General features: G+C 62.6%; 11 protein-coding genes. All 11 read left to right on the top strand.

Annotation, left to right across the window (positions count from 1 at the left end; translation table 11 throughout):
• Positions 1-10 precede the first annotated feature (10 nt).
• The 11 genes from E8L22_RS08180 (at position 11) to cobD (ending at position 12,244) form a co-directional block, all read left to right on the top strand.
• Positions 11-1,306 carry a M16 family metallopeptidase gene (locus E8L22_RS08180; RefSeq protein WP_136524674.1) on the top strand — a complete coding sequence of 432 codons (1,296 nt, stop codon included), beginning with the start codon at positions 11-13 and terminating at the stop codon, positions 1,304-1,306.
• Between the two features lie 142 nt (positions 1,307-1,448).
• The gene (locus E8L22_RS08185) at positions 1,449-1,832 is read left to right on the top strand and encodes a sirohydrochlorin chelatase (RefSeq protein ID WP_136524675.1); all 384 of its coding nucleotides are present in this window, start codon (positions 1,449-1,451) and stop codon (positions 1,830-1,832) included.
• On the top strand, positions 1,832-2,479 hold the full coding sequence (locus E8L22_RS08190; RefSeq protein ID WP_136524676.1) for a precorrin-8X methylmutase: 648 nt from the start codon (positions 1,832-1,834) through the stop codon (positions 2,477-2,479). Before E8L22_RS08185 ends, E8L22_RS08190 begins: the two co-directional genes overlap by 1 nt.
• An 88-nt stretch (positions 2,480-2,567) precedes the next feature.
• A complete protein-coding gene (locus E8L22_RS08195; RefSeq protein WP_136524677.1) occupies positions 2,568-3,638 on the top strand; it encodes a cobalt-precorrin-5B (C(1))-methyltransferase in 1,071 nt (356 codons plus the stop codon).
• Positions 3,639-3,779: 141 nt separating this feature from the next.
• Positions 3,780-4,997, top strand: a complete 1,218-nt coding sequence (gene cbiE / locus E8L22_RS08200; RefSeq protein WP_136524678.1) for a precorrin-6y C5,15-methyltransferase (decarboxylating) subunit CbiE — start codon at positions 3,780-3,782, stop codon at positions 4,995-4,997.
• Positions 4,997-5,707 (top strand): precorrin-2 C(20)-methyltransferase, encoded by a 711-nt coding sequence (cobI, locus tag E8L22_RS08205; RefSeq protein WP_136524679.1) that lies wholly within the window; start codon positions 4,997-4,999, stop codon positions 5,705-5,707. The genes cbiE and cobI overlap by 1 nt, the downstream gene beginning before the upstream one ends.
• A gap of 179 nt (positions 5,708-5,886) precedes the next feature.
• On the top strand, positions 5,887-6,660 hold the full coding sequence (gene cobM / locus E8L22_RS08210; RefSeq protein WP_136524680.1) for a precorrin-4 C(11)-methyltransferase: 774 nt from the start codon (positions 5,887-5,889) through the stop codon (positions 6,658-6,660).
• A 52-nt stretch (positions 6,661-6,712) separates the two neighbouring features.
• Complete coding sequence (locus E8L22_RS08215) at positions 6,713-7,774, top strand: cobalt-precorrin 5A hydrolase (RefSeq protein WP_136524681.1); 1,062 nt, start codon at positions 6,713-6,715, stop codon at positions 7,772-7,774.
• Positions 7,775-7,790: 16 nt separating this feature from the next.
• On the top strand, positions 7,791-10,154 hold the full coding sequence (locus E8L22_RS08220; protein ID WP_136524682.1) for a cobyric acid synthase: 2,364 nt from the start codon (positions 7,791-7,793) through the stop codon (positions 10,152-10,154).
• Entirely contained in the window at positions 10,141-11,106 is a 966-nt protein-coding gene (gene cbiB, locus E8L22_RS08225) for an adenosylcobinamide-phosphate synthase CbiB (protein WP_136524683.1), read from the top strand. The genes E8L22_RS08220 and cbiB overlap by 14 nt, the downstream gene beginning before the upstream one ends.
• A gap of 55 nt (positions 11,107-11,161) precedes the next feature.
• Complete coding sequence (cobD, locus tag E8L22_RS08230) at positions 11,162-12,244, top strand: threonine-phosphate decarboxylase CobD (RefSeq protein ID WP_136524684.1); 1,083 nt, start codon at positions 11,162-11,164, stop codon at positions 12,242-12,244.
• Positions 12,245-12,289 lie beyond the last annotated feature (45 nt).

Genomic DNA, 12,289 nt, shown 5'->3' on the forward strand with positions numbered 1-12,289 from the left:
CGGAGGTTAGATGTTCAGCTGTACCAAGAAGGTTCTCCCCAACGGGTTGCGCCTCGTCTCGGTCGAGATGCCGCACCTGCACAGCGCGGAGATCGCCATCTACATTAAGGCGGGAGGGCGCAACGACACTCCCGGCAAGGCTGGTATCTCCCACTTCCTCGAGCACATGCTCTTTCGCGGCTCAAGCGAGTTCGCCTCCAATCTCGAACTCGAGATCGCCTTTGAGGCGATCGGCGGCAGCGTGAACGCGGCGACCGACGAGGAGACCACCTGTTACTTCTCGCGGGTGCATCCCGACCAGATCGGCGAGGGGATTCGCCTGTTCTCCTCGATGCTGCTCACTCCTACCCTTGAGGGGCTGGAGATCGAGAAGCGTATCATCACCGAGGAGGCGCTCGAGGACATCAACGAGCGCGGCGAGGAGACCAACACCAGCAACCTCTGCAGCAAGCTGTTGTGGCCGGACCATCCGCTTGGCACCCCGACCATCGGTTATCTCGAGAGCATCAAGGGAATCACAGTCGAGGACCTGCGCGCCTATCTCGCCGCCCATTACGTGCCGGGGAACGCCTTGATTGTCGCGGCCGGCAGGCACGATTCCGATGCTTTCTTCGCCGCCTGCGATAGCCACTTCGCAGGATGGGGAGGAGGCAGGCCTCCCGCGTTGCTGCCGCCCGTCGAGCAGCAGGACGAGCCGCGCTCGCTCTTCGTGAAGGATTCCGACAGCCAGGTGAACCTGCAGATCGCCTTCCGCGGTTTCGCGCGGCAGGACAAGCGGCTCATGGGCTTAAGGCTCATGCGGCGCATCCTCTGCGGCGGCGGGACCTCTCGGCTGCACCTCTCATTGAGGGAGAAGCTCGGCATCGTCTACTCGGTGGATGCTTCGCTTTCCGCCTACGAGGAGACCGGCGCGTTCGCCATCGAGCTCGCCACCGCGCCGGAGAACCTGGTGCTTGCCGTATCCGAGGTGCTGCGCGAGGTGAAGAGTCTTGCCTTCGAGGAAGTTGGGGAGGCGGAGCTCGCGCGGGTCAAGGAAGGATACTTCTACGATCTCGAGTACAGTGCCGATTCCACTTATGAAATGCAGGTGCGTTACGGCTGGGGCGAGCTTATGTCGCTTGTCCGGAGCATCGATGAGGATCGCATCGAGGCCGGTGCCATCGGGGGCGAGCAGCTCATGCACACAGCGCACGCCCTCTTCGCGCCGAAGAACCTGACCTTGGCCGCGGTCGGGCCGTGGAAAGCCGGCGCGAAGCGCGCCGTGGAGAAGCTGGTCCGTGAGTACCAGAAGGGTTGGAGGAGTTAGGTAACCCCCGAAAGCTTTAACGCAAAGGCGCGGAGGCGCCAAGACGCAAAGAGAGACCAAACATTCCTGAACGGTCTCTTTGCGCCTCTGCGGCTTGGCGACTTTGCGTTATGGATTTGAAGGCTTTTTGAATGGAGCAGATATGAAGACGGCATTACTTTTGATGGCGCACGGCAGCAGGATCGCCGAGGCGAACAACGCGGTACACGAGATCGCGGCCCGCGTTAAGAAGATGACCCAGTTCGAGATCGTCGAGGTCTCGTTCCGCGAACAGCACCTCCCGAACATCCAGCAGGGGGTCGATGCCTGCGTGGCTCAAGGGGCGGAGCGCATCCTCCTCGTCCCCTATTTCCTCTACATGGGCGCCCACGTACAGGAGGACCTCCCGGAAGAACTGGAAGAAGCGAGAAAGCGCCACCCGGGTGTTGAGATGGTGCTCGGCAAACATCTCGGCGTGCACGACAAGCTGGCCGAGGTGGTGGTGGAGCGCGTCGCGGAAAGCCTCACCGAGCAGAGGTGGCACTGATGTCGGTGCACCTGCGCCCCGAGGAGATCGAGGCGGAATCCTTCCGGATCATCGAGGAGGAACTGGGGCAGCACGACTGGAACGCCCAGATGTGGCCCCTCGTGCGCCGCGCCATCCACACGAGCGCCGATTTCGATTACGCCCGCAGCATGGTGATCACAGAAAAGGCGGTGGCAAGCGGCATCGCGGCGCTCCGCGACGGACTCGGTGTGGTCACCGACACCAACATGATCATCTCCGGGATGAGCAAGGAACGGCTCGGACGCTTCAAGGTGCAGGCCTCCTGCTTCGTTGCGGACCCGCAGGTGGCGAAGGAAGCGAAAGAGCAGGGTGTCACCCGTTCCATCCTCGCCATGCGCAAGGCGGCAAGGGATGCGGCAAACGGCATCTTCGTCATAGGCAACGCGCCGACCGCACTATTCGAGTTGATCAGGCTCGTGCGCGAGGAAGGGGTTCGCCCTAGGCTAATCGTGGCGCTGCCGGTCGGTTTCGTCGGCGCCGCGGAAAGCAAGGAAGCCTTGAAGGAACTGGCCCGGGAATTCCCGGAGCTGCAGTTCGTCTCCAACACCGGCCGCAAGGGGGGCTCCAACGTGGCCGCTGCGGTGATGAATGCGATACTGATCCAGGCGGAAGTATCCGGATCGTGAATTTGATGCAGTTTGCCGGGACCCGTTACCGGCCTGCATTTGCCATGTAATTCAATTGAAATTTTTTCGTCTTCACATGGGATGAAATATGAGCGGGAAAGAATTGAGATACGGCTACACGACAGGAGCCTGTGCCGCTGCTGCCGTTAAGGGCGCCGCCCAGATGCTGCGCGATCAGACCCTGATCGAGGAGGTTCAGCTCACGCTCCCCTGCGGCAAGGGGGCGCGTTTCCGGATCCACGGGGGTGTACTGCGCGACAACACGGCATCCTGTTACGTGGTGAAAGATGCCGGCGATGATCCGGACGTGACCAACGGCGCGGAGATCCATGTCACCGCGAAGGCGGACATGTTCACCAAGAACTGCATCGTCGTCAAGGGGGGCGTCGGCATCGGGAAGGTCACTAAGCCGGGACTCGCAGTCCCGGTGGGTGAATGGGCCATCAACCCGGTGCCGCGCAGCATGATCATGGAGGTGATCAAGGAGGTGTTCGCCCTGCGCTGCGTTCCGGCGACGCTCACCTTCACCATCAGCATCCCCAACGGCGAGGAACTCGCGAAGAAGACGCTCAACGAGCGGCTGGGAATCGTGGGGGGGCTGTCCATCCTCGGCACCACCGGGATCGTCAAGCCTATTTCCACCAGGGCCTGGACCGATACGGTCGATGCCTCCATAGATGTCGCGCTTGCCTGCGGCTCCCGTCTCGTGGTCCTATCAACGGGTCGCACCTCCGAGCTCGTGGCCCAGCAGCAGCTTAAACTCACCGAGGAATCCTTCATCATGATGGGGGATCATTTCGGGTACTCGTTGAAAAGCTGTGCCAAGAAAGGGGTGCCCGAAGTCGTGGTTGCGGGGCAGTTCGCTAAGCTGGTGAAGATCGCCTGCGGGCACGAACAGACCCACGTTACCTCGTCGGAGCTTGACCTAGTCACGCTGGCATCGTGGATGAAAGCTGATCCGCGGACGGCGCACCTAGAGCATCTGGCCCACGGAGCGAACACGGCGCGCCACGTTCTCGAGGCTTCGGGGAGCGACCCGGCGCTGATCGAACTTGTCTGCGGGAAGGTGGCGCAGGCCTGCTCCGAGCTGGCGCCTTGGGTGAAGGCCCGGGTGCTCCTTGCGGGTTACCAGGGCGAGGTACTCTACCTCGACAAATGATTTTTCGCTCGCAGTACGGCTTCCCTCTGTCGGTTCTCCTCTCTTCGCTTTGCGGCGGAGGGGAGAGTGACCGAAGGGGAGGGGGCATCTGGAGCGGCATGAAGTTAGACCTTTGAATTGCGATGAAAAAAGGAGCGGGCCATGGCAGAGCAAAAGATCTATCTTGTCGGCGCCGGTATCGAAGGATGGGAAGGGTTCGGCAAGCAGGCACTCGAGGTGATCGACCAGGCCGAGGTCCTGATCGGCCACAAGCGTCTCCTCGACATCTTCCCCGACTTCAAGGGGGAGAAACGTCCCCTGGAAGACCTCTCCATCATGCTGGAGTACCTGAAGCACACGGAGAAGAGGACCGTCGTTCTCGGCTCCGGCGATCCCAACTTCTTCGGTGTCGCGCGCTTCCTGCTCAGAAACCTCCCCAAGGAGCGGGTCGAGATCTACCCGAACGTCACCAGCGTCCAGTACGCCTTCGCGAGGATCAAGGAGCCCTGGGACGACGCGACCTTCGTCTCGGTGCACGGCAGGGGGATCAAACCCGCCCTTGACCGCATCATCGCCTCGGAAAAGATCGCCGTCCTCACGGACAGCGTCAACACCCCGGCCGTCCTCGCCAAGGAGCTGATCGGGCGAGGCGCCGAGGGGTACGAGGCCTGGGTCTGCGAGGACCTGGGGCTTCCCACCGAAAAGTTCACCAAAACGGACATCCGCGGGCTGGCTGAAGTTTCCTGCTCGCCGCTCAACATCCTCATCCTCATCAAGACTTGGGAGCCGAACCTCCAGAACTACCCGATGATCGGCATCAGGGACGACGAGTTCGCCACCGCCAAGAAGCTGATCACCAAGGAAGAGGTGCGCGCCATCACGCTCGGCAAGCTGCAGCTCCAGGACGACCTGGTGATGTGGGACATCGGCGCCGGGAGCGGCTCGGTATCGATCGAGGCGGGGAACCTGATGCCCAACGGGCGCATCTTCGCCCTCGAAAAGAACCCGCAGTACCTGAGCTTCCTGAAGGAAAACCTCAAAAAGTTCGTGGCCAGAAACGTCACCGTTATGGAAAGCTACGCTCCGGAAGGGCTTGAGGATCTCCCCGACCCGGACCGCGTCTTCATCGGCGGCTCCGGCGGTATGCTGGAGGAGATCATCGAGGCGGTCGACAAACGCCTGAAGCCGGACGGCTTCATCGTGCTGAACGCGGTGACCCTGGACACCCTCACCAAGTCGGTGGAATTCCTCGAGGACCACGGCTACACCGTCGAGGTCACCTGCGTCAACATCTCCAAGACCCGCAGCCTCACCGAGTACAAGATGTTCGCCGCCCATAACCCGGTCTACGTCATCGCGGCCTGGAAAGGGGAGGAGTAGTGGCGGTTGTCTACGCGGTAGGGGTAGGGCCGGGCGATCCGGAGCTGTTGACCAGGAAGGCGGAGCGGATTTTGAGGAGCGTGGATGTCATCTGCGCTCCGACCGGGGCGGCGGAAGGCGGGAGCTACGCGCTTTCCATCGTCGAGGAGTTCATCGACCGCAGCCGGCAGGAGGTGCTGGTTCAGCTCTTCCCCATGGTGAAGGATATGAAGGGGCTCGATCCCTACTGGGAGGAGGCCGCGGACCAGGTCGCGCAGCGCATCGCCCAGGGGAAGGACGTGGCCTTCGTCACCATCGGCGACCCGTTTCTTTATTCCACCTACCTCTACATCCACCGGATCTTCCTCGCCAAGTATCCCGAAATTAAGATAGAAGTGGTGCCGGGGATTTCCAGCATCCTCGCCTCCTCGGCCGTTTCCGGACTGCCGCTGGGGCTTGGGGCGGAGCGGATCGCCATCCTTCCCGCCACCTACGAGAAGGACGAGTTGAAGCGGACCCTCGATGAGTTCGACACCGTGGTGCTCATGAAGGTAAGTCGGGTTTTCGATGCCGTGTACGCGGCGTTGAAGGAACTGGGGCGCGAGAAAAGCGGCGTCTTCGTGCGTCGGGTCGGCTCCGCCGATGAAGAGGTGCACCACGACCTGGAGGCGCTCCTGGGGCAGAAGCTTGATTACCTCTCCATGCTGATTGTCAGGAAGAGCCCGCTGTAACCGGATGTAAATCTAAGAATCTTCAACGCAAAGACGCAAAGGCGCGGAGGCGCAAAGGTAACCGATACTAAGGGTGTAGGCCTTTGTCTTGTCCCTGTTTAAGGTTTTCTTGGCGGCTTGGCGGCTTTGCGTTAAATGAATTTGGGGTTGGAAGGACGATCCCTTTTGAAAGGTATCCCGTGTCGAAAGAGAACATAGTCCATTTTGTCGGCGCCGGCCCCGGCGACGCTGAGCTTATCACCGTTAAGGGAGCGCGCCTTTTGGGCGAAGCGGATGTCGTAGTGTACGCCGGAAGCCTCGTCGACCGCGAACTGGTGCGCACCTACGCGCCGAACGCCCGCGTCTGGGATTCGGCCGGCATGGATCTCAAGGAGACCACCGCCGTTCTGGCGGAAGCCATCGTGGAGGGACAACGCGTTGTACGGCTGCACACCGGCGATCCCTCGATCTACGGCGCCATCCAGGAGCAGATGGAGGAACTCGACCGGCTCGGCATCGGCTACGAGGTCGTGCCCGGCGTCACGAGCGCCTTCGCGGCTGCGGCCGCGCTGAAGCAGGAGCTGACCCTGCCGGAGGTGTCGCAGACGGTGGTCATCACCCGTCTCGCGGGAAGGACGCCGGTGCCGGAGCGGGAGCAGCTTTCCAGCATCGCGCGGATCGGCGCCACCCTGGTCATCTACCTCTCCGTCTCCATGATAGGGAAGGTGGTCGAGGAGCTTCTTTCCGGTGCCTACACGGAGGAGACGCCGGTGGCCGTGGTGGCGAAGGCGTCCTGGGCGGACGAGCAGGTGATCACCGGGACTCTCGCCGACATCGCCGCGAAGGTGGCTGAGGCGGGGATCGTCAAGCAGGCCCTCATCGTGGTGGGCGACGTGCTACGCGCCCGCAGCGAGGGGATGAAGGCAAAGTCGCTTCTCTACGACAAGGGGTTCACGCACGGGTGCAGGGGGTAAAACCACGTTCAACGTTCTGCGTTCAACGTTCTACGTTTTAGGTTAAAAAACCATGCGCGTTGCCATTATCGCCATAACCGCCAACGGCGCGAAGCTGGGGGCGACGCTTAAGAGCGGACTACCGCTTGGCTCGCTCTTCGTCCTTGAGAAGCATGCGACGGGTGAGGCCGTGCCTTTTGCGGAACGGTTGCCGGCACTCATGGCGCGGCTTTGGCCTAACTTCGACGGCTTTGTCTGCCTCATGGCGACGGGAATCGTAGTCCGATCGATCGCGCCGCTACTGAAAGGGAAGGACGAGGACCCGGCGGTGGTGGCGATCGATGACGCAGGACGCTTCGCCATCTCTCTTCTTTCCGGTCACTTGGGCGGCGCCAACGCGCTTGCCGCAAGCTGCGCCGAACTTACCGGGGCCACGCCGGTGATCACCACCGCAACCGACGCGAACGAACTCCCCTCCTTCGACATGCTCGCCAAGGAAAACGGCTGGTGCATCGAGGACCTCTCCCGGGTCAAGGTGCTGAACTCCCTGCTGCTCGAAGGAAAACGCATCGCCGTTCTCGACCCGACCGGCAAAGTGGCGGACTACTGCGGGGGGAAGGGGAACCTGCTCTTTTGCCGCGACACGGATGACGCGCTTGCCGCCGGCGCGGACGGCATGGTCGTCGTCACCAGCGGTGCGCTGCCGCATGGGCTCGATGCTGCACAGACCCTGGTGCTGCGCCCTGTCGAACTCTGCCTCGGCATCGGCTGTAACAGGGGGACTTCCGCTGACGAGATCGATGCGGTGGTGGATCGATATCTGGCTCAGCTTTCCCTTTCGCTCAAAAGCGTCCGTTGCCTGGCTTCCGCCGAGGCGAAGGCGGATGAGGAAGGGCTGCTGGCCTACGCGAAAAGTAAGAGCCTCCCGCTTCTTTTCTACAGCAGCGACGAGTTGAACAAGGTCGCAGTTCCCTCGCCGCCGTCCGAGCACGCCTTTGCCGCGATAGGGGCTCGCGGCGTCGCCGAACCGGCCGCGCTGCTCGCCTCGGACGGGGGGGCGCTGATTTTGAAAAAGGTGAAGGACGGCAACGTCACCATCGCCATCGCACGCTGCGCCTTGCGCTGCATTTCGTAATAGAGGACCACGTTTCATGTCACAACTTTTCGTAGTAGGTATCGGCCCGGGCGGGCTCAACCACATGACTTTCGAGGCGCGCGAGGCGATCGAGAAAGCGGACGTGGTGGTCGGCTACCGGACCTACCTTGAATTCATCGAACCCCTTCTTGTCAACAAGACCCTCTTTTCCTCGGGGATGATGCGCGAGGTGGAACGCTGCTCCCAGGCGCTCGCCATCGCCGCTTCGGGTAAGACCGTTGCCCTTATCTCCAGCGGCGACGCGGGGATCTACGGCATGGCCGGCCTCGCCATGGAGCTCGCCGACGAGCCGGACGCTCCCTTCCAGGACGTCGAGATCGTGGTGGTCCCCGGCGTCTCGGCGGTGCAGGCTGCAGCCTCGGTGCTGGGCGCGCCGCTCATGCACGATTTCGCCGTGATATCGCTCTCCGACCTGCTCACGCCGCTTCCGAAGATACGGAAACGTCTGAAGGCCGCCGCGAGTGCTGATTTCGTGGTGGCGCTTTACAACCCGCGCAGCAAGGGGCGCGTCACTCAGATCGAAGAGGCCAGGGACATCCTGATCGCGGCACGCGGTCCGCAGGTTCCCGTCGGCATCGTCCGCAACGCCTGCCGCGACGGTGAGGAGTGCATCATCACCACGCTCGGCGAGATGCTGCAGCACCCCATCGACATGTTTTCCCTTGTCATAATCGGGAATTCTTCGACGCGCCTTTGCCGTGATGGACGGATCGTCACCCCGCGCGGTTATGCCACCCGCGGCGAGGACCAGAACCCCAACCGCAAAAAGCGCAGCGCCGTGGCGTCCCTGGGAGAGGTAAGCGAGGACCCGCATGCGGTGATGTTCTGCGGCACCGGCTCAGACGTCGGCAAGTCCGTGCTCGCGGCCGGTTTCTGCCGCATCCTGAAGCGTCGCGGCATCTCGGTGGCACCCTTCAAGTCCCAAAACATGGCGCTCAACTCCGCGGTCACCCCCGAGGGAGGGGAGATCGGCCGCGCCCAGGGAGTACAGGCGGACGCCTGCGGCATCGCACCTCATACCGACATGAACCCGATCCTGTTGAAGCCCAACTCCGATACCGGAAGCCAGGTGATCGTGCAGGGCAAGGTCGTGCGCAACATGGGGGTGAAAGAGTACAACGCCTACAAGCCGAAGGCCTTTTTGAAGGCGCGGGAGAGTTTCGCCAGGTTGCGCGACCGCTACTCCTTCATCGTCATCGAGGGCGCCGGCAGCATCGCCGAGATCAACCTGCGCGACCATGATATCGCTAACCTCAAGGTGGCGGGCATGGCGGGCGCTCCGGTGATTCTCATTGCCGACATCGACCGGGGCGGCGTCTTTGCACAGATCGTCGGCACCATTGAACTTCTGCGGCCGGAAGAGAAGGCGCTCGTCAAGGGTGTCATCATCAACAAGTTTCGGGGCGATGCTTCGCTGCTGACCTCTGGCATCAAGTACGTCGAGGAGCGGACCGGCGTGCCCGTGCTGGGGGTGCTTCCCTGGTACAAAGGGCTGGCTCTTCCCGAGGAGGACAGCGTCGCCCTGCAGAGGAAAGACGGCGGTCCCCAAAAGAAGGAAGAGGGGGGCAAGCTGCGCGTCGGGGTACTGCGTCTTCCGCGTATCTCAAACTACACCGATTTCGCTGCGCTGGAGGCGGAGCCGGACGTTGAGCTTTACTACATCCGCTCCCCCTGGCTCGTAGAGACCATGGACCTCCTGATCCTGCCGGGTACAAAGGCGACCCTCGCGGATCTCGAGTCGATCAGGGATGAGGGGATCGCTGAGGCGGTCGCCCGTTTCGAGGGACCGGTCGTCGGCATCTGCGGCGGATACCAGATGCTCGGGAAAGCTGTGCTCGATCCGGAAAGGGTGGAGTCGGATCTCGAACGCGTCGAGGGGCTGGGACTTCTCGACGTGGTGACCACGATGCTGAAGGAGAAACAGACCCACCAGGCGGAAGCCACACTCCTTGCTGCAGGGGAGTCGGTAGCACCCGGTTGTAAAGCCTCGGTGACCGGCTACGAGATCCACATGGGCGACAGCGTCCTCGGACGTGGCGTCACTCCCTTCGCCCGTATCACCAGCCGTTCAGGAGAGAGCGTCACCGTGGATGACGGCGCCGTGTCCGCCGACGGACGGGTCTTCGGTACCTACCTGCACGGCATCTTCGATAACCACGGTTTCAGGACGGCCCTCTTGAACCGAATCAGGCGTGCGAAAGGACTGCCGGAGCAGGCGGAAGCGGCCCAGATGCCCGACCCATTCGATGCCCTTGCGGCGCACATGGAGCGGCACCTGGATCTGGAGAGGATCTTCCGGATCTGCGGCATCTCGCCACTGCGCGCCATGAGCAGTACGGCCGGTGATGGCGCTCCTTGACCCGCACATAGCGATAGTGCTCGGCGCGGTGGTGATGGACCTCGTTCTTGGCGACCCGCGTACCCTGCCGCATCCGGTGGTCATCATCGGATGGTTGATTTCGTGGCTAGAAGGGGCGCTGCGCCAAAGGATCTCCGATCCACGCCTGGCAGGTGTGGCGCTGCTCGTCATCACCGTCGGCGTCAGCTATCTCGTTGCCGCCGGGCTCATCTACCTGGGGACGCTGGTTGCCCCGGCGGTCGGCTTCCTGGTCGCACTTTACCTCGCCTGGGTCTCCATTGCGGCCCGCTCGCTGCACCTCGAGTCGGCAAAGGTGGCGAAGGCCCTGGAGCGGGGTGATCTTTCCGCCGCGAGGGTTGCCCTCTCCTACATCGTGGGACGCGAGACTGCGCAGTTGGACGAGCCGGAGGTCATCAGGGGGGCGGTTGAGACCGTGGCCGAGAATACCGGCGACGGCGTCGTCGCCCCACTTTTCTATCTGATGCTGGGCGGTCCGGCGCTGGCGATCGCGTACAAGGCGGTCAACACGCTCGACTCCATGGTGGGGTACAAAAACGAGCGCTACCTGGAATTCGGCTGGGCATCGGCGCGCTTCGATGATCTCGCCAACTTCATCCCGGCCCGGCTCACCGGTCTGCTAATGGTGCTCGTGGCGCCCCTTTGCGGGTTAAGCGGTGCTGGGAGCTGGCGCATCCTGCGCCGGGACTGCCGCAACCACGCCTCCCCGAACAGCGGTTATCCGGAAGCGGCAGCGGCCGGTGCGCTCGGCGTGAGGCTCGGCGGGGCGAACCGCTACTTCGGCAGGATCGTGGAGAAGCCGACCATCGGGGACCCGGTGCGGGCGCTCTCCCTTGAGGCATACGCGGGTGTGGTGCGCCTCATGTACGGCAGCGAAGCGCTGTTGGTGCTTGGGTGGTTGGCGCTCGTGCTGGCGCTGCGCAGACCTCTGTAGATAGGTTCTTCTTCCCCCTTACGGGAGGGGGGGCGGACATCAGAAAAGGCAAGGTATGGCTATCCCACACGAACATGGCGGCAACGTTTTTGCCGTAGCAAGGGACCTCGGTCTTGCGCCGGAGCAGCTCCTGGACTTCTCGGCCAGCATCAATCCGCTTGGGATGGCGCCGGGGGTGCGTGAGGCGCTGACGGCGAGCTATGAGCGTCTGCTGCACTACCCGGACAAGGGGGCGACGGAGCTTAAGCTTGCTCTGGCCGCCTACCACGGCTGCGCGCCGGATGAGATCGCCGTCGGCAACGGTTCGACCGAGTTGATCCACCTGCTCCCGCGCGTCTTTCCCGGTAGACGTGCCCTCGTTGTTGCTCCCGCCTTCGCAGAATACGCGCTCGCCCTGGAGCGGGCGGGATGGCAGACAGATTACTTCACCCTCTCGCCAGACAACGGTTTGGCGCTGTCGGTCGATGCGCTGAAAGAGCGGCTTGGGCATGGTTACGACATGCTCTTCATCTGCAATCCGGGAAACCCTGCGGGAAACCTGGTGCAGAAGGGTGAAGTCGCTAGAATCGTCGATGCCTGCCGCGAGTGCGGCACCTTTATGGTTTTGGACGAGGCCTTCATTGACTTCTGCGAGGAGGAGTCGGCTAAAGACCTGATTCGGACCGCGCCGCGCGCCGTCTTGCTGCGCTCCATGACCAAGTTCTTCGGCATCCCGGGGCTGAGGCTCGGTTACGCGCTCGCCCGCCCGGAGACCATCGCGGCGATCGCGGCGCATCAGGACCCTTGGAACGTGAACACGGCGGCACAGGTGGCGGGGATCGCGTCGCTTGCCGCGTCGGAATATTGCCACCGCACGAGGAGTTACATTGACGCGGAGCGGTCACGCTTTGCCGCGGCACTCTCCGCGCTTCCCGGTCTCGAGGTCTTTCCGGCTCGGGCCAATTACCTGCTGGTGCGGATCACGCGTGAAGGGATGACCGCAGGGCAACTGCGTGAGGCGTTGAAAGGGAAGGGGATTCTGATCAGGGACTGCAGCAACTTTCAGGGGCTGGGTGACTGCTATTTCAGAGTTGCGGTGCGGCTTGATGAGGAAAACGACCGGCTGGTGAAAAAACTCGCGGCGGTCTTTGCGGGATAGGCTCCCCCTCCTTGAGGAACGCAGGATGGTTTGAAGTCCCCCTTT

Origin of the sequence: Geomonas ferrireducens (assembly GCF_004917065.1) — a bacterium.
In the GTDB taxonomy this organism is placed as follows: Bacteria; Desulfobacterota; Desulfuromonadia; order Geobacterales; family Geobacteraceae; genus Geomonas; species Geomonas ferrireducens.